This is a genomic window from Hyphomicrobium sp. 99, assembly GCF_000384335.2.
GTDB lineage: Bacteria > Pseudomonadota > Alphaproteobacteria > Rhizobiales > Hyphomicrobiaceae > Hyphomicrobium_B.
This window is the reverse complement of the sequence record NZ_KQ031382.1, coordinates 1,137,397-1,157,929: the sequence shown is the minus strand read 5'-3', so window position 1 is coordinate 1,157,929 and position 20,533 is coordinate 1,137,397. Positions and strand designations below refer to the sequence as shown.

The following is a 20,533-nucleotide window of genomic DNA, read 5'->3' as shown; positions in this document are numbered from 1 at the left end:
TCCTCCTTCCTACTGACGTGCTTCGGCTACGGCGTGCTCGGCGGCCGACCACATGTCGGCACAATCGACAATGCGGCAGCCGAAATCTTCGAGACGTGCCCTGGCGGCGTGAGCGTTGTTGCCGGCCAGCCTGACAACCGTCGGCAGTGAGCGGCCGGTGCGACGCATGGCGATGCCGAGACCTTCGACGACTTTATCGCAAGGCTGCATGCCGCCTCCGTGGATATTGATAAGCAGGGAGCGGACCTTCGGATTGTCGAGGATCATTGCAAAGCCACGGGCGATTTCTACGCTCGAAGCGCTGGTGCGGATATCCATGAAGTTCGCCGGCCGGCCTTTGGCGGCGCGAACCATATCGATGGTCGCGAGCCCCAGCCCTGCGCCGTTTGCGGCGACGCCGATATCACCATCGAGGCTGACGTAGTTGAGCCTATAACTCTGCGCGTTGATCTCCCTTTCGTCATCGGCGCGGAGCGCGAAGAGCGACGGATGGCGGAACATCGCGTTATCGTCGATCGTCAGCACCGCACTCAGCGCAAGCAACTCGCCGTCCGGCATGATCGCGAGTGGATCGATTTCGATGCGGCTCGCGTCGAGCTCCACGAAGGCGCGCATGAGCCCGTGCGTCAATGTCGAAAACGCATTTCGCGCGTTGTCCGGAATGGCAAGGCGAGCCGCGAATAGCATCACATCGTATTCGGGAAACGTATGGCCTGTACCGAGCGTCAACTGCTGCACGCCTGCCTGGCCAAATGCGGCTACGTTGCCGGCTGCGTCGCAATTTTGAGCCGAGAGTACGATTCCTCGCACAGCCGGATCTATAAAGAGGGACAACGAGATCGCGCGCTCAGCGATGACACCGGCCTCGACCATGACGCGACGGACTGAATTCGCTTTTACGCCGCCGTCGTCGGCAATCTTTCGCTGAAGCAGGTCGCCCGCCGCTTTCTTCACCTCTGTTGGAGAATAGACGAGGTATGCATCAGATAATTTGCGGCGAAATCCGTGGACCTGACCTTTCACGACGAAGCTTTTAGCATCGAGCCCGACGGCGATCTCCTCCGCCTGCTCCGGCGTAATCGCGACGCCCCACTCGGGAGACTTCAGACCGAAATCCGACAGCAGCTGCTTCGTCTGGAATTCGTGGAGCTTCATGTACTCCTCCTATTTTGGTTTTTTGTTTTGCAACGAACTCAGGTGTTTGAAAAAGGCGGCGAAAGCACGGAGGAAGCGCCTCCGCCGCCCAAGGCTTTGCGGTGATCACTCGGCTGCGATCGGAACCAGTTCGCCCAGAGCGCCGCTTGCCTCGATTTCGCGTATGCGATGTTCGTCGAATTTCAGAACATCGCGCAGGATCTCTTCGGTGTGCTCGCCTAGAAGCGGCGAGCGCTCGACCACCGTCGGACTATCGGAAAGCTTGATTGGATTGCCGACCGACAAATATTTTCCTCGAACAGGATGATCGACTTCTACGATGGTGCCCGTCTGGCGAAGCGACTGATCTTCGGCGATCTCTTTCATCGACAGGATCGGCCCACATGGAATGTGATACTTGTTGAGGATCTCCATGGCCTCGTACTTCGTCTTGCTCGAGGTCCATTCCTCGATCGTTGCGAAAATGCTCTTGAGGCGCGGCAGGCGCGCTGCCGGCGTGGCGTAGTCGGGATCAGTGATCCACTCTTCCTTTCCGATCACTTTGCAGATGTCAGTCCAGACCGGCGCCTGTGTGATGAAGTAGATGTAGGCGTTGGGATCGGTTTCCCAATTCTTGCACTTGAGAATCCATCCTGGCTGGCCGCCGCCCGATGCATTCCCCGCGCGTGGGACGCTGTCTCCGAATGTACCGTTGGGATACTGCGGATATTCGGTCAGTGGCCCGCGCTCGATCCGTTGCTGGTCTCTGAGCTTGACGCGGCAGAGGTTCAGCACGCCATCCTGCATGGCCGCATCGACACGTTGACCGCGGCCGCTGACCGTCCGCTGAAAAAGTGCCGTGACGATTCCGAGCGCGAGATGAAGTCCCGTGCCGCTATCGCCGATCTGCGCTCCCGTGATTAGCGGAGGACCATCGTCGAAGCCGGTCGTGGAAGCCGCGCCGCCTGCGCACTGCGCCACGTTCTCATAGACCTTGCAGTGCTGATATGGCCCCGGACCAAAACCTTTGATCGAGGCCACGATCATGCGCGGGTTGAGTTCTTGGATGCGCGACCAGGAGAACCCCATGCGATCCAGCGCGCCGGGCGCGAAATTCTCGACGAGCACATCGCACGTCTTAATGAGCTCCTCGAGCACAGCCTTGCCTTCGGCGTTCTTGGTATCGAGCGTGATCGACCGCTTATTGTGGTTCAGCATCGTGAAGTAGAGGCTGTCCGCATTAGGGACATCGCGCAATTGCGTGCGGGTCACGTCGCCGATGCCAGGCTTTTCCACCTTGATGACGTCGGCGCCGAACCACGCCAGAAGCTGAGTGCAAGCCGGGCCCGATTGCACGTGTGTGAAGTCGAGGACGCGTATGCCGTCGAGTGCTTTGCCCATGAGACCTACCTCGATTTTTCTTGGTATTGGGAAGGTGGCGTCGCGCTCAGACCGACGCGCTCATTCAGAAGGTTCGCCCGCTCGCTAAAAGTTCGACACCGCATTGGGCGGGGTTGCCGGGGGAGCGTCTTGGTCGTCGCCATGAACTCGCTCCTCGTTCTTCTTTTATTGGAGCCACCGGCTTCACGAAGGTGCGAGCCGAGAAATTCAGTGGCCTGAATCTGGCATACGAAATACCAGAATGTCAACGCGAACTGCGACGTTTAGGCATACCCATTTCGCAGGCGATGTCCCAGAACCCATGCAAATGGCGCATTCCCGCAATGCAGCAAAATCCTGGAAATACGGTATTTGGCATGCTATATACCAGACTAGATGAAGTCACGTTATCAGGGCTTTGCGACATTTTGGAAGGAGATTTAATCATGACTGCAACTGTGCTGCGCCGCTCCATTGGTCATCGTTCGTTGTCCGCCCGGTTTTGGGCATGGCTCTCGGCCTTTTTGGACAAGACGGCCGAAATCAGCCGCCGCAATAACTCAACCGAACCGTTCGGCCTGTGAGTGTGTGGATCGGACTGAATAGCCTCAAAGGTCGTTCCTGCGGCATTCAAAGAAGGCAAGTGCTTGCGTAGCTTGAGAAAAATCGCCTTGTTCGCAGTCTTGCCTTGTCCCCGCAGGGAATACGTCAGCCTTCGTCGACAAAAATTTTTTGGCTGATGTCGAGCTGATCAAAGCTCACGAAAGATAATCGTTACGTATGAATGGATTGCTCGCCGCGGAGGACCCGCGACGGGCCCGATTTTGCGTGCCATTTCCAGGTTGAAAATCCGCATCTGCGACAATTGCGCCTTGCCATCTGGCATTCAATATACCAGAATGCCCCTGTGACAAAGTTGACGAATTGAGTGCGGAAAAAAACCCTCAAATACCTCCCAACAACACAACCAAGGGGGAAGTAAATGGCAGGAACTCAAGGAGAATTGGCCACCCAACGTGTAACCGACGGTTACCGCTGGCGGCAACTTGCGATCGGCGTCGTCTGTATGGTGATGATCGCCAACCTTCAATACGGTTGGACCTTCTTCGTCCCAGACATCCAGTCGAAGTTTGGATGGGATCGTTCAGCCATCCAATGGGCCTTCACACTTTTCGTACTAGCAGAAACTTGGCTTGTGCCCGTTGAAGCCTGGTTCGTGGACAAATACGGCCCCCAGCGCGTGGTCTTATTCAGTGGCCTACTTTGCGGCATTGGCTGGGTTGTAAACTCCTACGCGACAACTCTCGGCCAATTTTATGTTGGCCAGGTCCTGGCGGGTATCGGTGCAGGTGGCGTGTACGGCACGTGCGTCGGTAATGCGCTCAAATGGTTCCCCGACAAACGCGGTCTTGCGGCCGGCATCACCGCCGCAGGTTTCGGTGCTGGCTCCGCCCTCACGGTCGCTCCCATCCAATGGATGATCGGCACGCAAGGCTTCCAGTCGGCATTCTTTTATTTCGGCATCGGCCAAGGCTTGATCGTGATGATCTTCGCCCTGCTGATGGTGGCACCGAAGCGGGGCCAGACGCCCGAAGCAGCGGTCAGCCAGAATGTCATCCAGACCAAGAAGAATTTTGCGCCGTCGGAAGTGCTGCGCCAGCCTCTATTCTGGCTCATGTATCTGATGTTCGTAATCGTGGGCGCCGGTGGCCTCATGGCGACGGCGAACCTCAAGCCGATCGCCGCTGACTTCGGAATTGACAGCATTCCGGTGACTCTCTTCGGCCTCACGATGACGGTGATCACATTCGCCGCGACGATCGACCGAATTCTCAATGGCCTGACTCGTCCTTTCTTCGGCTGGGTCTCGGATCATATCGGTCGTGAAAATACGATGTTTATCGCCTTCGCAATGGAAGGCATCGGCATCTATCTGCTTCATCTCTGGGGCCACGATCCCGTCTGGTTCGTTATTCTCAGCGGATGCGTGTTCTTCGCCTGGGGCGAGATCTACAGTCTCTTCCCGTCGACGTGCACTGACACCTTCGGCACCAAGTATGCTGCGACCAATGCGGGCCTTCTCTATACCGCCAAGGGCACCGCTGCATTGATCGTGCCGTTTGCCAACGTGCTCCAGCAGCAGACCGGATCGTGGGACACGGTTCTGATCATCGCTGCCGGCGCAAATATCGCGGCTTCGCTGCTCGCAATCGGAGTCTTGAAGCCCTGGCGGGCCGGTGTCGTGCGCCGGAACGAACTGCCCGAAGCTCGCGTGCTGGCCTAGATCAGCACCGGCGAACAGGGATGGCGGCGCATCGGTTGCCATCCCTCAATTCAAGTACTTCCCCTTGCGCCACCCGGCACGCTCCTCATGGACCCGTCCCGTTTACGTCAAAGAGATCTCCGGGCGAGAAGGCCAACTCATGAACGGGTTCGCCTTCTCGCTTTTTCATAAATGCTGCACTGCTTCGAGCGTGCTCGCGGCGAATACTGCCGCCACCTAGCCCTTATCTGCGGTACTCAGCCGCTCTTGTATCGCGGCTAAGTAATTGGGGAATTGTCTAATCTTGGCCTATAGTATGCCACAAGAAATATAAGTCCTCTCGGGAGACGACAACCGTGGCTGAGAAAGCCGAAGCTCAAACAAGCTGGCCTATAGCTCAAACAACGACGCCAGATATTGTCCTCAAGCCGTTCGCGCAGGAAGAAACCTTCAAGGCCAAAGCCTACAAGGCTCTCAAGAGCGCAATTATCGGAATGGACATTTACAGCTCACCCGAGCAGGCTTGGATTGACGAGCGCCAGTTGTCTGAACAGCTCGGTGTGAGCCGGACGCCTGTGCGCGAAGCTATACTCATGCTCGAGCAGCAAGGCTTCGTGAAGTCGGTGCCGCGTCGCGGAATTATGGTCGTCAAAAAGACTAAGCGCGAAGTCATCGAGATGATTCAAGTTTGGGCCGCGCTTGAGGGAATGGCAGCGCGCCTTGTCACGCAACGTGCAACCGATGAAGAAATTGCTCGGCTGCGCTTGCTTTTCAGAGAGTTCAACGCCAGTCACAAGCCCGAGGATTTTCTTAGCGAATATTCGACGGCCAATATTCGATTCCATCAGACGATCATCGAACTGACGGGCTCAGCTCTTCTTGCCGAGATGACGGAGAACCTGCTGCTGCACGTGCGCGGGATCAGGCAGATCACGATTGGTCGTGACCATCGCGCGGCGCGGTCGATCGAAGATCATCTTAAAATCATCGAAGCTCTGGAAAGACGCGACACGGAACTCGCCGAGCAACTGGCGCGTGATCATACGCTGGGTCTTGCAGCTTACGTCGAAGAGCACAGCGAAGGCATCTTCGACTGATCGTTATGACGAGGCGTTCCACGGGACGCATCTGATCTTGAGATGATCGTTAGGGTTCAGCGCGCGCTGTCGTGCTCACGCGTCGTCGCGACCGGCGCTTGAGCAGGCCGCTTGCGGGCACAAAGCCGCCTCCCTCGCTGCCCACCTCGAATAAAATTTTTCGCTCTAACTTGCGCATTCGCGCTGGTGCAGCTAGGCGCTGGCTGTGCGCGCTCGCATAATTTCCAAGAATATCAATCTCGAAAGCCGTCAGCGATTTTTCACCACCGAAATCGCGCCAAAACCTTGCTCGCTGTATGTATCTGGTATATCGTATGCCAAATAACAGGACCATGCGGTGATGTGCTGCACCGCAAACGTGAACGCCAAGGAACGAGTCCAAAAAGAGGGAGGATCGCCGTGAACATTCTCGCGAAGACGGTTTCGAGCAGACCGATTTCTCCAAGTGCGGATGAGACCGCCGCCCGCATCCCGTCCCCGCCCCCTGCCAGCCTACCCAAAGCTTCGTATCCCCTCGGCGTCGCGAAGCCTGCTTCGGGCGGCCACGCTCCGGCTTTCGTTCCGGCGGCCTATCCACTCGGGATCGGTCCCAAGGCAGCCACAAGCGAAAAGCCCGCGGCGACCGAAGAGCCCGAATTGACGGACGGCTTTCATCTCGTCATCGACGCACTGAAGCTCAACGGCATCGAGACGATCTACGGCGTGCCGGGCATTCCCATTACGGACCTCGGCCGGATGGCGCAGGCTGATGGGTTGCGTGTCATCTCGTTCCGGCACGAGCAGAATGCCGGCAATGCCGCGGCGATCGCCGGCTACCTGACCAAGAAGCCGGGCATCTGCCTCACGGTATCAGCTCCCGGTTTCCTCAACGGCCTGACCGCGCTCGCCAACGCCACGACGAACTGCTTTCCGATGATCCTCATTTCCGGCTCATCCGAGCGTGAGATCGTCGATCTGCAGCAGGGCGACTACGAGGAGATGGATCAGCTCGCCATCGCCAAGCCGCTTTGCAAGGCGGCCTTCCGCGTGCTGCACGCAGCCGACATCGGCATCGGCGTCGCCCGCGCGATCCGCGCAGCTGTCTCGGGCCGTCCCGGCGGCGTCTATCTCGATCTTCCCGCCAAGTTGCTTTCGCAGACCATGAATGCCGTCGCCGGGAAGAAGTCGCTCGTGAAAGTCATCGACGCGGCGCCCGACCAGATACCAGCCAAGCACGCCGTTCAGCGCGCACTCGATGTGCTGAAGAACGCGAAGCGTCCTCTCATTATCTTCGGTAAGGGCGCATCCTATGCCCAAGCCGATGACGCCATCCGCGAGTTGGTCGAGAAGAGCGGCATCCCGTTCCTGCCGATGAGCATGGCGAAGGGTCTGCTTCCCGACACGCATCCGCAGTGCGCGGGAGCGGCACGCTCGACTGTGCTGAAAGACAGCGATGTCGTGATGCTGATCGGTGCCCGTCTCAACTGGCTGTTGTCGCACGGCAAGGGCAAGACCTGGGGCAGCGCGCCGAAGAAATTCATTCAGATCGACATCGAGCCGAGAGAGATGGACTCGAACATCGAGATCGCCGCACCGCTGGTCGGCGATATCGGCTCCTGCGTCACGGCTCTGCTCGAGGGCATGGACAGCACGTGGCAGGCGCCTCCCGCCGAATGGACCAGCGCGATCAAGGCAAAGAAAGACGAGAACATTGCCAAGATGGCGCCGCGGCTGGCGAACACCAAGTCGCCGATGGACTTCCACGGTGCGCTTGGTGCGCTCCGCAACGTCATCAAAGAGCGGCCGGATACCATCCTCGTCAATGAAGGCGCCAACACGCTCGATCTCGCACGCGGCGTCATCGACATGTATCAGCCGCGCAAGCGGCTCGACGTCGGCACCTGGGGCATCATGGGCATCGGCACGAGCTTTGCCATTGCTGCAGCGATCGAGACCGGCAAGCCGGTACTCGCGGTCGAAGGGGACAGCGCCTTCGGGTTCTGCGGCATGGAGGTGGAGACCATCTGCCGGTATCAGCTTCCGGTCTGCATCGTCATCTTCAACAATGACGGCATCTATCGCGGCACGGACACCGATCCGACCGGCCGCGATCCCGCGACGACCGTGTTCGTCAAAGGCTCGCGCTACGACAAGATGATGGAGGCCTTCGGCGGCGTCGGCGTCAACGTCGAAAGTCCCGCCGAGCTGAAGCGCGCTGTCGATGAAGCGCTGAACAGCGGCAAGCCAACACTCATCAACGCAGTGATCGATCCGGCGGCCGGCACCGAGAGTGGCCGCATCGGGAACCTCAATCCGCAAAGCGTTCTGAAGAAAAAATAAGTCCGGATCAGCCGGCTCATTCCAACAACCTTCTACCAAGGAGAAACGCACCGATGACCAAAGCTCTTGATGGCATCAAGATCATTGACTTCACGCACGTGCAGGCGGGCCCGGCGTGCACGCAGCTTCTCGCATGGTTCGGCGCTGACGTGATCAAGGTCGAGCGACCCGGTTCGGGCGACGTCACGCGCAGTCAGCTTCGCGACATTCCGGATGCTGACGCGCTCTACTTCACGATGCTCAACTCCAACAAGCGTTCTCTGACGCTCGACACCAAGAAGCCGGAAGGCAAGGAAGTTCTGGAGAAGCTGATCCGGACCTCGGATGTCATGGTCGAGAACTTCGGCCCCGGCGCGCTCGATCGCATGGGCTTCAGCTGGAAGCGGATCCTCGAGCTCAATCCGAAGATGATCCTCGCCTCCGTCAAGGGCTTCTCGGACGGCCACCACTACGACGATCTGAAGGTTTACGAGAACGTCGCCCAGTGCGCAGGCGGGGCAGCATCGACGACCGGCTTCTGGGACGGCCCGCCGACGATCAGCGCGGCTGCTCTCGGTGACAGCAACACCGGCATGCATCTCGCGATCGGAATTCTGGCTGCGCTTCGTCAGCGCGACAAGACGGGCAAAGGCCAGAAGGTTGCCGCGTCGATGCAGGACAGCGTGCTGAACCTCTGCCGCGTCAAGCTTCGCGATCAGCAGCGCCTCGACCGCGTCGGCTATCTCGAGGAATACCCGCAGTATCCGCACGGATCGTTCAGCGATGTCGTTCCGCGCGGCGGTAACGCCGGCGGCGGCGGACAGCCCGGCTGGATCTTGAAGTGCAAAGGCTGGCAGACGGACCCGAACGCCTACATCTACTTCACGATCCAGGGCCATGCCTGGGAACCGATCTGCGATGCCATCGGCAAGCCTGAGTGGAAGACCGACCCGAACTATACGACGGCGAAGGCGCGTCAGCCGCACATCATCGAGATCTTCGAGACGATCGAAGCTTGGCTCGCGGACAAGACGAAGTTCGAGGCGGTCGACATCCTTCGCAAGTATGACATCCCCTGCTCGCCGGTGCTGTCGATGAAGGAACTGGCCGACGATCCTTCGCTGCGCGCGAGCGGCACGATTGTGGAAGTCGACCACAAGGTTCGCGGCAAGTACCTGACCGTCGGTAGCCCGATCAAGTTCTCGGACATGAAGATCGAGATCACGGGCTCTCCTCTTCTTGGCGAACACACCGAAGAGGTGCTTTCCGAACTCGGTTACACGAAAGACCGGATCCAACAGCTCCACGCTGCGAACGCCGTCTAAGGACACTAGCTCGACCATCCTTCGAGAGCCAACTAGCGACGCCCGCGAGGGCGTCGCCTTTTCCTCGATTTCCCTTCCTGATCGCGGAGGTCGGTATGCAAACTTCGGTTGATCTTCAGGAACTCGTATCTGCCGTCGGCGATGCCGTTGTCGTCAGCGATGTGCAGGGCGCAATTATCTTATGGAATAAAGCCGCGGAGCGCATGTTCGGCTACACGGAAGCCGAAGCGCTCGGTCAGTCGCTCGACCTGATGATACCGGAGAAGCTGCGCGCGCGGCACTGGGAAGGATATCAGAAGACAATGGAGACCGGGATTACCCGGTACGGCAGCGACGTGCTGCAGGTTCCGGCGATCGACAAGTCCGGCCGCCAGTTCTCCATCGCATTCACCGTTTCTCTTCTTCATTCGGCCGACGGCAAAGTATCGGCCATCGCCTCCGTCATGCGAGACGACACGCGCCGGTTCGAGAAGGACCGGGCTCAGCGCAAACGAATTTCCGAGCTCGAAGCACTCGTCGCGCGGACTGAAAAACTTGTCGGCATGTGAAGGAACCGGCCCGCTTCAAGGAGGCACGCATTATGGAAAATGACATCTTCGAAAGCGCCGTCCGCACCTCGGGAGACCTCGCTGGAATTTTCGAATTCGATAGCGAGGGCGGCTATTTCTATCTCTTCGATTTGACGAAGGAGCGCGGAAGGCAGGCTCGCGGCGCTATATGCGTGGGTTCAAGACACGCCGATTTTCAAGCGTCAGATGTATCCGTCAGGTGGAACGCGTCCGAGGAAATCGTGGGACTTTACGTTCGCGGGAACTTGTGGGCGGCATTCGATCAGCACGGCCGAAAATTCGGTGGGAGCTACGCAGCGCTGGAAACGCCAAGCATCCCAGCCGCCGTGATCGAGCAGTTCGCGGAAGCGCAAGTCATTGAGCGCGGCAGGCTTTGAGGTTTGCGGTCCCTCAATTCTTTCCTGCCTCTCGCGCGCGACGAAGGGCGGCTGCGAGAGCCGACTCCCCCTCTTGGCTTTTCGGACTCGATGTCTGAACGTTTGAGCGAGAAATATCGGGACCGCGTTCGCGCCCTGTCGAATGGTTTTCGATCGGCCCGGATTTCATCGTGAGCGCGATGCGTTTGCGATCAACGTCGACCTCCTTCACGCGAACCTTGACGACGTCTCCCGCCTTTACGATCTCGCGCGGATCTTTCACGAATTTGTCGGCGAGTTCGGACACGTGCACAAGACCATCTTGATGCACGCCGACATCAACGAACGCGCCGAATGCCGTCACGTTCGTCACAACGCCTTCGAGCAGCATGCCAGGGCGCAAATCCGAAATTTTCTCGACGCCTTCTTTGAATTCCGCCGTCTTGAACTCGGGGCGCGGATCGCGGCCAGGCTTTTCTAGCTCGGCGAGAATGTCGATCACGGTCGGCGTGCCGAAGCGTTCGTCGGCAAACATTTTGGGATTGAGTGATTTCAGAAATGCGCTGTCGCCGATCATCGCCTTGACAGGCCGTTTCATTTCTTTCGCGATACGTTCGACGACCTCGTAGGCCTCGGGATGAACTGCAGAAGCGTCGAGCGGGTTCGGCCCATTCGCGATCCGCAAGAAGCCGGCAGCCTGCTCAAAGGCCTTCGGCCCGAGCCGAGCAACCTTCTTGATCTCCGTCCGCTTCTTGAAAGCACCGTTTTCATTTCTGTGCAGAACGATGTTGGCCGCGATCGTCGCGTTCAGACCAGCAACGCGGGCCAAGAGCGGCGCCGAGGCCATGTTCACATCGACACCGACGGAATTGACGCAATCCTCGACGACGGCATCGAGCGAGCGCGCCAGCTCACTCTGGTTCACGTCGTGCTGGTATTGGCCGACGCCGATGGCTTTCGGTTCGATCTTGACGAGTTCTGCGAGCGGATCCTGGAGACGGCGGGCGATCGACACGGCGCCGCGCAAGGAGACATCCAGATTTGGAAACTCTTGCGCACCGATTTCGGACGCGGAATAGACCGATGCACCCGCCTCAGAGACGATCACTTTCGTGAGCTTCAGATCGGGCATTTTCTTTATCAGATCGGCGGCAAGCTTGTCGGTTTCACGACTGGCCGTCCCGTTGCCGATGGCGATGATCTCGACCTTATGCTTCATGCACAGCGCGGCCAGCGTCGCCAGCGCGCCGTTCCAATCGTTGCGCGGCTCGTGCGGATAGACGGTAGCCGTATCCAGCACCTTGCCGGTCTGATCGACGACGGCGACCTTCACTCCAGTACGAATGCCCGGGTCAAGTCCCATCGTCACGCGAGGACCAGCGGGCGCCGCGAGCAGAAGATCCTTGAGGTTGGTCTTGAAAACGCCAATGGCTCCAGTGTCGGATTCCTCCTTCACTCGCGTCAGCAGATCGGCGGCGAGCGATGTGTGAAGTCTCGTCTTCCACGCGAGCTTGACCGTATCGATCAGCCATTTGTCGGCAAGGCGGCCCCGCTCGGCGATGTTGAACGCCGCCATGATTTTTCCCTCGGCCGGGTGCGGCCGGTTCGGCTCCAATTCGACATCAAGATCGAGGTCGAGGAAGCCTTCATTGCGCCCGCGCAAAAGCGCCAACGCGCGATGCGATGGGATCTGGCGGATCGGCTGGCGGAAATCGAAATAGTCGGAGAACTTCGCGCCTTCCGTCTGTTTGCCCTTCAAGACCTTAGAGATGATGAGGCCAGTTGACCACAGCCACTGTCGCAAATCACCGACGAGCTTCGCGTTCTCGCCAATCCGCTCGATGAGGATGGAACGCGCGCCTTCGAGCGCCGCCTTGGGGTCGCTCACGCCTTTATCGGCAGACACGAACTTCTCGGCTTCCTTTGACGGATCGAGCATCGGATTGCCGATCAGCGCATCGGCTAATGGCTCGAGGCCAGCCTCGCGCGCTATCTGGGCTTTGGTTCGCCGTTTCGGCTTGAAGGGTGCGTAGAGATCCTCAAGCTCGACCTTGGTATCTGCGGCGTTGACGGCGCGTTGTATCTCCGGCGTCAGCTTGCCTTGCTCGTTGATGCTCTTCAGAACTGCCGTGCGGCGATCTTCAAGTTCGGTCAGATATCCAAGCCGCTCTTCGAGCTTGCGAAGTTGCGTATCATCGAGCCCGCCGGTCTTCTCTTTGCGGTAGCGCGCGATGAACGGGACGGTAGCACCTTCCTTGAGCAAGTCTACAGCCGCAGTGACCTGGGCCGGCTGGACATTAAGTTCCTTGGCGATACGGGTGTTGATCAAGTCCAAGCGATATCCTCTGAGAGGCAGTTGAGCTTGCCTTATGTCCAATGAATCCTGGAGGATTTTGTGGCTGATGGTCAAGTCAGCAGTAGGTCGCAAGAACCGCGTTCTTCCGCCTCTCACTCAGGGCCGAGAGCAATCTTTCGGACACGGATTGAGAGCCTTTGGCGATACGACAGCTTCTCGCGAAGGGCTTTGTTAGCGAGCAACACAGCCGCTATTCTTTTTGAAGAAGCAATACGGCGGACGAACTTGTAGAGACCGGTCTTTTCAAGGCATGCCGATATAATTTCAGGTTTGCGCTGCAAGACCCTCGCGAACTCCTCATTCATGGCATTGAGTTGAACCGCGGTATTCGTGACACCGCCAGCACGATCCCCCAGAATTTGATAACGAGAAAAATTATTGTCTCCGTGCATTCGATAAAATCCGAGCACCTCGGGGATAATCAACGAACCACCCACGACGTGAGCGAAGCGCGCGAAATAGTTGTCAGCAGATATTCGGATCGTCTCAGGCCGTTCCGGGCGGATCAACTCGATCACCGCTCTTCGGAACATCATTCCGGAAGTCGCGGACCAAGCCCAGGATCGATAATGCTTATCGATTAGGAATCCGACCTCAGTTTGTTTCCTGGACAGAGGAGACACTTCGATCCGCTCGTCCTTCGTTCGGAGGATTCCCGTGTTCGATAACGCTGGAATGACGCCGGCTATAATCTGGTTCTTGGAATCGATCACCGCCATATTCGAGCACGTAAATGCGCAGGTCACAGCGGGATTCAAATGGTATCGAACGTGTGTTTCGACAAAGTCCGGCTGAAGCACGTCATCGCCGTCAACCCAGACAATGAAGGGAGCACTGGAAGCGTCCAGCGCATCGAGCATAGCGGCCATCTGACCGCCGTTGCGTTCGCGGACGATGAATTTTGCAGGCCTTTCATTTGCCTTGACGAGCGCGCGTATTTTTTCGGCGGTACCGTCGCGGGACTGGTCGTCTACGATTACAAACTCGATGTTCTCGTACGATTGATTGAATGCCGAACTCAGCGCCGCTTCGATATAGGCTTCTTGATTGTACGCACACACAGCGACAGTCACGCGCGGCATCGCACATAGATTCCCATAGGTATAATTTATGGTCATTCGGCCCTATCTCGACATAGCACCGGCTGCGACGCCGGGAATGCCAGTGCGGAGCGACTGCTCGAAATACTCGATTGTCCGCAGAAGCCCTTCGTCGAGTTGCACCGACGGCTGCCAGTTGAGCGTCGTGCGCGCGAGGCTTATGTCCGGGCGGCGTTGCTTCGGGTCGTCCTCCGGAAGTTTACGAAAGACGATTTTCGAATTCGAACCCGTCAGCGAGATCACCTTCTGCGCAAGCTCAAGCATGGTGAATTCGACCGGGTTTCCGAGGTTCACTGGGCCGGTAAAAGCGTCTTCCGTTTCCATCAATGCGATGAGCCCATCGATGAGATCATTGACATAGCAGAACGACCTCGTCTGGCTACCGTCACCAAAGATCGTCAGATCTTCACCGTTCAGTGCCTGGACGATAAACGTCGAGACCACGCGCCCGTCATCTGGAAGCATTCTTGGCCCATAGGTATTGAAAATGCGCGCAACCTTGATGCGAAGCCTATGCTGCCGCCAATAATCGAAGAACAGCGTTTCGGCGCAGCGCTTACCTTCGTCATAACAGGCTCTCGGTCCGGTCGTGTTGACGTTTCCCCAATACCGCTCAGTTTGCGGATGAACGGTGGGATCGCCATAAATTTCGGAAGTGGATGCCTGAAGGATCTTCGCCTTCAGCCGCTTTGCGAGCCCGAGCATGTTGATGGCGCCGAGAACGCTCGTTTTGGTCGTTTGAACCGGATCGAACTGGTAGTGAACCGGCGATGCGGGGCAGGCCAAATTATAAATCTCATCTGCCTCGACAAAAAGAGGATGCGTAACGTCGTGGCGCAACAGCTCAAATCTTTCGACCTGAAGTAACTCGGAAATGTTTCTCCGAGACCCGGTAAAGAAGTTATCGACACAGAGAACTTCATGCCCGCGCTCGATCAGAGCCTCGCACAAATGCGAACCTAGAAATCCTGCTCCTCCTGTGACCAGGATTCGCTTTGTGGCTACCCCATTGCGGGCCATACGATATTCCGTCCTCTGCGACCGCAGCGGGGGTAGCAGCAAAACTCAGATTGTGGCTAGCTGCAATCTGCGCACGTCCCCTAATTTCGGGCGAAGGGGCCTTCAAACAAGACCGGGAAGCCTAGTCGCGGCCCAAATGACCACGACGACCGCGAGGATGCCGAGCCAAATATTTTCGCGACGAACGAATGCCGCAATCACGAGCGCGACGCATGCGATGATCGCTATGACATCAACGGCCTTCACGTAGTCGATCAAGAAGTTCATCTGAGTTTTGCCGCTTGGTGAGAATTTAAATTTGCAGTGCGTGGTATCGAGGTCCCGATGGAGGGCTGATCCCCCCGTCGAGATAAGAGCAGCTATCGCCCCGGAACAAAGAAGTGCTCGTGTTTGGGCAATTTCCTGGCGTCTTCAAATGGAATGTTGAGGTTCGTAGAAAGCACGTCGAAAGGATTTGTGCTGATCCAGGCGGACAGATCATTGGCCTGGTAGTGGCCGTTATTGAATCCTACGAGCACCTTCAGGAGGTCCTTTCCCGTATTCTTGATGTAATGGCCCGTTCCCATGGGCGCGTACCCAACATCACCTTTTTCATATTCGTTCATGACGACTTCACCTTCGGCGAGGAAAACCGCCATCTCTGCCGTTCCTTCAAGATAGTACTGCCATTCGTCGGCGTTGGGGTGCCAGTGGAGTTCCCGCATGCCGCCGGGTTCGATTTCCAGGACCGAGCCCGCCATTGTCGTAGAGATCGGAAATTCTTCGACGCCGACAGTCCGCTGCGTGCCGCCCCCCGGCGTGCGCCTCGGCTGTTGAGACATGAGCGGATAGCGATGGGTCGTCAATAGGGTCGGATCGTGACGCGGTGTGGAATATGGTGAAAGATCATTCGGGATGGGACCGGGTCCCGCAAAATAGGCCTCGCCCTTCGGCATCCTGGCGATAACGTCGGGACTCACTCCGAGGCTTTGGGCGGCGATCGGCACGGGCGTGTGGGAAAGCCAATCGGTGATGCTGAAGGTGTGATCCTCGGAAAAATAGCCGTTGTCGAAGATGAGGATGAAATGACTTTCGCCGGGGCCGACGCATTGTATCGAGTGGCCAAAGCCTCTTGGAAAATACCAGACGTCCCCCGGCCCAAAGGTGTCGATGTATGAAGAGCCGTCAGGGTGCAGGCACGTGTTCCGGACGCTGCCGGTGACGACAAAACCCCACTCCCCTGCGTTGGCGTGCCAGTGCAATTCACGCATGCCACCCGGAGCGAGACGCATCGAGACGCCGGCAATTCCCTGACTTATTGGAAATTGTTTTGCAGAAGCTTCGCGGGTCGTTCCGCCAGGCTTGACGTGGCTGGCCGGCTCCTTCTCCAACTGAAAGCGATAGGTATTTTTTGCATTCCCCATCATTCATCCTCCGCGCTAAAGCGAGAAGCTCATTCTTCCGATTGAGGTACCCGGTGCTCAAACAAGCTCTTCCGGGTTATTGGATGCTTTAATTTCATCGGCGAAGTGGACGCTTTTGAATGCGAACCGTAGCGATCGCCCACTCACGTAGAGCAGACGCAATCACGCATTAAAAATAAAGTCCGGCTCGCTTAATGAAGTGCGCGTCCGGGAAGTACATTTGAAATCATCCGCACCTTGCACTACGGCAGGTCAGCCGCAGCGATCGGAGCCGTTGAGCGCGGTCAGCGGAAATTGCGATCCGATTAGCTGGATTGTTCGATGCGTTGGATGGCAAGCAACCTGCGAATGTAATCTTCGACTGCTTGAGGCTCATAGGGCTTGGCCAGTTGCGGACCTTCTTCGCAGAGTTTGCCAGCGGCCAGCGAGGCGCTTGTCGGGGAGCCGGCCATGACGATTTTGGTCTGGGGTCGATTTTTGCGCGACCACTGACCAAGCGCAAACGCGTCAAGCGATCCTGCCACTTCCACATCACTGAACAGAACGTCGATCATCACGGGATGCTGCTGCAGCACAATGAGCGCTTCATCGCTACTTGCAGCTTCGATAACGCGGTATCCGCAATCCCGAAGATATGCCGCGATCGCCATTCGGATGAGCACGCCGTCCTCGACGATCAGTACTGTCGGTGGGCTCGGGGGTTTGGTGTCAGATCTCGTCACCAAGCTTTAACGACTTGTCTAACTTCCGTGTTCCGCTTGGGGTAGCAACTGCCGCACACGACGCATAAGTTCATTCATTCGGATCGGCTTCGTGAAGCCTGCATCGAATTCGGCGAATGTCTCTGGATAGTATTCTGCAGAAACGAGAACAATTTTGATTTCGGGGAACTTTCCGCGCACCCAGCGCGCGAGGTCTATCCCGTCGACGCTCCCCGGCATGCGAATGTCCGTTAGCAGGAGCCCGATCTCATTGAGGCTCGTCAACAACTTCATTGCTTCGTGGCCATCGGCTGCTTCGACGACCGTATATCCGGCGTCGCGCAGCTCTTCGGCAAGATGCAGCCGAATGAGGACTTCATCCTCCACAACGAGTATCGAACGCTGTGCTAGGACTTCACCCTTTCCTGCAGGCGCCCGTTCGATTTTGAGATCTCCCTTTGCCTGCTGACACATAAATTTAGTCAGGCCAATTTAGTTCCGGCGGCCGAGTGCATCTTCCTCGATCGAAGTAACCCGGGACGCTGCCGGGATGCAAGACGGAGCGATGATAGTTGTAGAGCGATTAAATCGGAAAGAAATTTAGAAGCCTGCGAATGAAACCAATTCTGGATCACTCGCGTTATTACCTGCGCTCATTCCAACCGGCCATTAATGCGCCGGAGCGTTCCAGCGCGATAAGACGGTGTCGAGACGTCTCAATACGATATAGCGGTCGGGGAATTCGACGGTCGCCGCATGATAAGCAGCATATCCGATGCTGCCACTAACCGTCGCCGCCAACACAAGTTCGACGGTGGATTTTTCGGGATCCCATATCTCGACGCTATAAGGAAGCTCGCTCAGACGAAATAGATCAGTCGGAGAGCGTTCAGCTCCGGTGGATCCACCATTTGGATCATCGGCGGTCGAAAGACGATAGCAGGCTCGTCGGCCCATCATCAGCGAAAATCTACGCCTGGGGTCATGGAATTAACGGTCACTTCTTGAGAAGGCATGCGGCTTTACTCAGCGGAAGGCATTTCGGCTGCATCTAGCCTATGGTATGTTTTGGGCCTTGCGCAAGCCCTGCCGATACGCCGTTTGCCTGCAGAGGTCGAGTAACCATCCATGTCATCACCCGACAATGCCGGAGTTCGTCACTTTGATCGTGGCCAACAGTTCGAACTCCTGGTCCAGGCGCTTAGCGATTATGCCATCTACATGATCGATCCGGACGGCTTCATCTCGACATGGAACGCCGGCGCCCGGCGCATCAAAGGCTATGAAGAGTCAGAGATCGTCGGGAAACACTTCTCGTGCTTCTTTTCCGAGGAGGATCAGCGCCGGGGACTTCCACAGAAAACACTTTCGATCGCGCTCGAGGCCGGACGATATGAGTCCGAGGGCTGGCGCATTCGCAAAGATGGAAAGCGATTCTGGGCTCTGTCCGTCATCGAAGCGATCAAGGACGACCAGGGCACGCTTCTTGGGTTTGGCAAGGTCACACGCGACATTACCGACCGGCATGAAGGGCAGCAAGCTCTGGTGGAGAGCGAACGGCGCTTCCGTTTGCTCGTCGATAGCGTTGTCGACTACGCCATTTACATGCTTGATCTGAGCGGTGTCATCACGAACTGGAATGCCGGCGCGGCGCGCATCAAAGGCTTCAGAGCCGACGAAGTCGTCGGCAGCCATTTCAGCAGGTTCTACACAAAAGAAGATCGCTCGCGCGGGCTCCCGGCGATTGCGCTGGAAACGGCCCGGCGGGAAGGCAAATTCGAAACCGAAGGCTGGCGTCTGCGCAAAGACGGCGGCCGTTTTTGGGCTTCAGTCGTCATCGAGCCAATTCGCAACGAGACCGGCGAGCTCATCGGATTTGCAAAAGTTACACGCGACATCACCGAGCGTCGAAGTGCGCAAGAAGCGCTGCGCGACAGCGAGCGACAGTTCCGCCTGCTCGTCTCGGCCGTTATCGACTACGCCCTTTTCATGCTCGATCCCAACGGGGTCGTCATCAACTGGAATAAGGGCGCCGAAAAGATCAAAGGCTATCGCTCTGATGAGGTCGTCGGGAGCCACTTCTCGCGATTTTATACCGAGGAAGACCGCCTCGCCGGCGTACCTGCGCGCGCGCTCTATGAAGCTGCCCACGAAGGCCGGTTCGAAGGCGAGGGCTGGCGCGTTCGTAAAGACGGCACGCGGTTCTGGGCCAATGTGGTTCTCGATCCGATCCGTGACGAAAGCGGTCATCTCATCGGTTTTGCCAAGATCACCCGCGACATCACCGAGCGGCGCGATGCGCAGATCGCGCTTCAGCGCGCTCAACAGCAGTTGGCTCACGCGCAAAAAATGGAAGCGTTGGGTCAACTAACTGGCGGCATCGCCCACGACTTCAACAATCTGCTGACGATCATCGGCGGCCAAGCGCGCATTCTCAAATCTCAAGTAACGGAACCGCGCGGAAGCAAAGCCATCGGCAGCATCGAGGCGACTGTCCAGCGCGGCGCTTCATTAACACGGCAGCTCCTCGGGTTCTCGCGCATGCAGAGACTGGAGCCGCAGCCGGTTTCTCTTGAGGAGCGCCTGCCGGGACTGCAGTCCATGCTCGCGACCTCGATGCCAGCCAATACCCGCCTCATCGGTGATGTGCTTCCCGGCACGTGGATGATCATGTCTGACCCCAATGAGCTCGAGCTCGCGCTCATGAACCTCGTTCTCAATGCGCGAGACGCACTTCAGGCGGGCGGCATCATCACCATAACCGCCGAGAACCTCACACTATCGGGCGATGAGACCGAAGAAGGACTGAAAGGAGAATTTGTGGCGCTCAGCGTTTCCGATACCGGCGCCGGAATTCCCAAGGACGTCCTCAAGAAAGTCTTTGATCCGTTCTTTACGACCAAGGCCGCCGGCAAGGGCACCGGCCTCGGTCTTTCGCAGGTTTATGGCTTCGCGCACCAGTCCGGCGGCACAGTCACCATCGACAGCGAAGTTGGAAATGGGACGCGCGTTACGATGTTCCTGCCGCGGGCCCATCCGGAAGGCCAGAAGGAACCGATCGCGAAGGATCAACCGTCCGAACGACACCGTGCGCGCATCTTGATTATCGAAGACAACCCTGACGTCACTGAGGTCACGGCCGCGCTCATCATGCAACTCGGCTATACGATTCGGCTGGCCGGCAGTGCGGATGCCGCCTTGCGTATTCTCGAACAAGAGTCATTCGATCTGGTCTTCAGCGATATCATGATGCCCGGCGAAATGGACGGATTGGAGTTCGCTAAGCTCATCCGCAGTACGTGGCCGACCCTTCCTGTGCTGCTCGCAAGCGGCTCCAACAAGCGGGTAGAAGAAGCGCAAGGCCACTTCACTACGCTGCAAAAACCCTATCAGATCACCGAACTCGATCGCGCGGTGCAAAAGTTATTGCACGCACGCAGCGCAGGTTTAAGCGGTCAAAACTTGGTTGATCTTCAAGACGCCAAGCGGCTCCGCGCCGTTAGAACGGAAAAGGATAAGTGACTTCGACTT

At 57.6% G+C, this 20,533-nt stretch carries 18 protein-coding genes; 8 read left to right on the top strand and 10 right to left on the bottom strand.

What is annotated here, in order from left to right:
* Window positions 1–9 precede the first annotated feature (9 nt).
* Complete coding sequence (locus tag G359_RS05765) at window positions 10–1,155, bottom strand: ATP-grasp domain-containing protein (RefSeq protein WP_045835354.1); 1,146 nt, start codon at window positions 1,153–1,155, stop codon at window positions 10–12.
* 105 nt (window positions 1,156–1,260) lie between these two features.
* Window positions 1,261–2,535, bottom strand: coding sequence for a formyl-CoA transferase (frc, locus tag G359_RS05760; protein WP_045835353.1), 1,275 nt, complete (start codon window positions 2,533–2,535; stop codon window positions 1,261–1,263).
* Between the two features lie 113 nt (window positions 2,536–2,648).
* On the opposite strand from frc (G359_RS05760), the gene G359_RS20340 reads away from it, so the two are divergent.
* The 7 genes from G359_RS20340 (at window position 2,649) to G359_RS05725 (ending at window position 10,443) form a co-directional block, all read left to right on the top strand.
* A complete protein-coding gene (locus G359_RS20340; protein ID WP_156150680.1) occupies window positions 2,649–3,098 on the top strand; it encodes a hypothetical protein in 450 nt (149 codons plus the stop codon).
* A gap of 398 nt (window positions 3,099–3,496) precedes the next feature.
* Window positions 3,497–4,798, top strand: coding sequence for an oxalate/formate MFS antiporter (gene oxlT, locus G359_RS05755; RefSeq protein ID WP_045835352.1), 1,302 nt, complete (start codon window positions 3,497–3,499; stop codon window positions 4,796–4,798).
* 371 nt (window positions 4,799–5,169) lie between these two features.
* Window positions 5,170–5,874: a GntR family transcriptional regulator gene (locus G359_RS05750; protein ID WP_045837698.1), complete on the top strand. Its 705-nt coding sequence runs from the start codon at window positions 5,170–5,172 to the stop codon at window positions 5,872–5,874.
* Between the two features lie 582 nt (window positions 5,875–6,456).
* Window positions 6,457–8,193 (top strand): oxalyl-CoA decarboxylase, encoded by a 1,737-nt coding sequence (gene oxc / locus G359_RS05740; RefSeq protein WP_045837697.1) that lies wholly within the window; start codon window positions 6,457–6,459, stop codon window positions 8,191–8,193.
* A gap of 53 nt (window positions 8,194–8,246) precedes the next feature.
* Window positions 8,247–9,497 carry a formyl-CoA transferase gene (gene frc, locus G359_RS05735; RefSeq protein WP_045835350.1) on the top strand — a complete coding sequence of 417 codons (1,251 nt, stop codon included), beginning with the start codon at window positions 8,247–8,249 and terminating at the stop codon, window positions 9,495–9,497.
* 95 nt (window positions 9,498–9,592) lie between these two features.
* Window positions 9,593–10,045: a PAS domain-containing protein gene (locus G359_RS05730; RefSeq protein ID WP_045835349.1), complete on the top strand. Its 453-nt coding sequence runs from the start codon at window positions 9,593–9,595 to the stop codon at window positions 10,043–10,045.
* A 32-nt stretch (window positions 10,046–10,077) separates the two neighbouring features.
* Window positions 10,078–10,443 (top strand): hypothetical protein, encoded by a 366-nt coding sequence (locus G359_RS05725; protein WP_156150679.1) that lies wholly within the window; start codon window positions 10,078–10,080, stop codon window positions 10,441–10,443.
* Window positions 10,444–10,456: 13 nt separating this feature from the next.
* Here the strand turns inward: G359_RS05725 and G359_RS05720 are convergent, their stop codons facing one another.
* The 8 genes from G359_RS05720 to G359_RS19595 form a co-directional block, all read right to left on the bottom strand.
* Entirely contained in the window at window positions 10,457–12,757 is a 2,301-nt protein-coding gene (locus G359_RS05720) for a Tex family protein (RefSeq protein WP_045835348.1), read from the bottom strand.
* 113 nt (window positions 12,758–12,870) lie between these two features.
* Window positions 12,871–13,896, bottom strand: coding sequence for a glycosyltransferase (locus G359_RS05715; protein WP_082072819.1), 1,026 nt, complete (start codon window positions 13,894–13,896; stop codon window positions 12,871–12,873).
* A 6-nt stretch (window positions 13,897–13,902) separates the two neighbouring features.
* Window positions 13,903–14,898 carry a UDP-glucuronic acid decarboxylase family protein gene (locus G359_RS05710; RefSeq protein WP_045835346.1) on the bottom strand — a complete coding sequence of 332 codons (996 nt, stop codon included), beginning with the start codon at window positions 14,896–14,898 and terminating at the stop codon, window positions 13,903–13,905.
* 102 nt (window positions 14,899–15,000) lie between these two features.
* On the bottom strand, window positions 15,001–15,165 hold the full coding sequence (locus tag G359_RS20335; protein ID WP_156150678.1) for a hypothetical protein: 165 nt from the start codon (window positions 15,163–15,165) through the stop codon (window positions 15,001–15,003).
* A gap of 92 nt (window positions 15,166–15,257) precedes the next feature.
* On the bottom strand, window positions 15,258–16,301 hold the full coding sequence (locus G359_RS05705) for a cupin domain-containing protein (RefSeq protein ID WP_045835345.1): 1,044 nt from the start codon (window positions 16,299–16,301) through the stop codon (window positions 15,258–15,260).
* 305 nt (window positions 16,302–16,606) lie between these two features.
* Window positions 16,607–17,023, bottom strand: a complete 417-nt coding sequence (locus G359_RS05700; protein WP_045837695.1) for a response regulator — start codon at window positions 17,021–17,023, stop codon at window positions 16,607–16,609.
* An 18-nt stretch (window positions 17,024–17,041) separates the two neighbouring features.
* Window positions 17,042–17,476, bottom strand: coding sequence for a response regulator (locus G359_RS05695; RefSeq protein WP_052699202.1), 435 nt, complete (start codon window positions 17,474–17,476; stop codon window positions 17,042–17,044).
* A 195-nt stretch (window positions 17,477–17,671) separates the two neighbouring features.
* Entirely contained in the window at window positions 17,672–17,962 is a 291-nt protein-coding gene (locus G359_RS19595; protein ID WP_052699201.1) for a hypothetical protein, read from the bottom strand.
* A 168-nt stretch (window positions 17,963–18,130) separates the two neighbouring features.
* Here G359_RS19595 and G359_RS05685 point away from each other — a divergent pair, with 168 nt between their 5' ends.
* A complete protein-coding gene (locus G359_RS05685) occupies window positions 18,131–20,524 on the top strand; it encodes a hybrid sensor histidine kinase/response regulator (RefSeq protein WP_082072817.1) in 2,394 nt (797 codons plus the stop codon).
* Window positions 20,525–20,533 lie beyond the last annotated feature (9 nt).

Excerpts from the sequence above, each read along its gene's own strand:
- G359_RS05730 (WP_045835349.1), top strand. The coding sequence starts at position 9,593 with ATGCAAACTTCGGTTGATCTTCAGGAACTCGTATCTGCCGTCGGCGAT.
- G359_RS19595 (WP_052699201.1), bottom strand. The coding sequence starts at position 17,962 with ATGATGGGCCGACGAGCCTGCTATCGTCTTTCGACCGCCGATGATCCA.
- frc (WP_045835350.1), top strand. The coding sequence starts at position 8,247 with ATGACCAAAGCTCTTGATGGCATCAAGATCATTGACTTCACGCACGTG.
- G359_RS05695 (WP_052699202.1), bottom strand. The coding sequence starts at position 17,476 with ATGTGTCAGCAGGCAAAGGGAGATCTCAAAATCGAACGGGCGCCTGCA.
- oxlT (WP_045835352.1), top strand. The coding sequence starts at position 3,497 with ATGGCAGGAACTCAAGGAGAATTGGCCACCCAACGTGTAACCGACGGT.
- G359_RS05710 (WP_045835346.1), bottom strand. The coding sequence starts at position 14,898 with ATGGCCCGCAATGGGGTAGCCACAAAGCGAATCCTGGTCACAGGAGGA.
- G359_RS05685 (WP_082072817.1), top strand. The coding sequence starts at position 18,131 with ATGTCATCACCCGACAATGCCGGAGTTCGTCACTTTGATCGTGGCCAA.
- G359_RS05715 (WP_082072819.1), bottom strand. The coding sequence starts at position 13,896 with ATGACCATAAATTATACCTATGGGAATCTATGTGCGATGCCGCGCGTG.
- G359_RS05765 (WP_045835354.1), bottom strand. The coding sequence starts at position 1,155 with ATGAAGCTCCACGAATTCCAGACGAAGCAGCTGCTGTCGGATTTCGGT.
- G359_RS05725 (WP_156150679.1), top strand. The coding sequence starts at position 10,078 with ATGGAAAATGACATCTTCGAAAGCGCCGTCCGCACCTCGGGAGACCTC.
- frc (WP_045835353.1), bottom strand. The coding sequence starts at position 2,535 with ATGGGCAAAGCACTCGACGGCATACGCGTCCTCGACTTCACACACGTG.
- G359_RS20335 (WP_156150678.1), bottom strand. The coding sequence starts at position 15,165 with ATGAACTTCTTGATCGACTACGTGAAGGCCGTTGATGTCATAGCGATC.
- G359_RS05705 (WP_045835345.1), bottom strand. The coding sequence starts at position 16,301 with ATGGGGAATGCAAAAAATACCTATCGCTTTCAGTTGGAGAAGGAGCCG.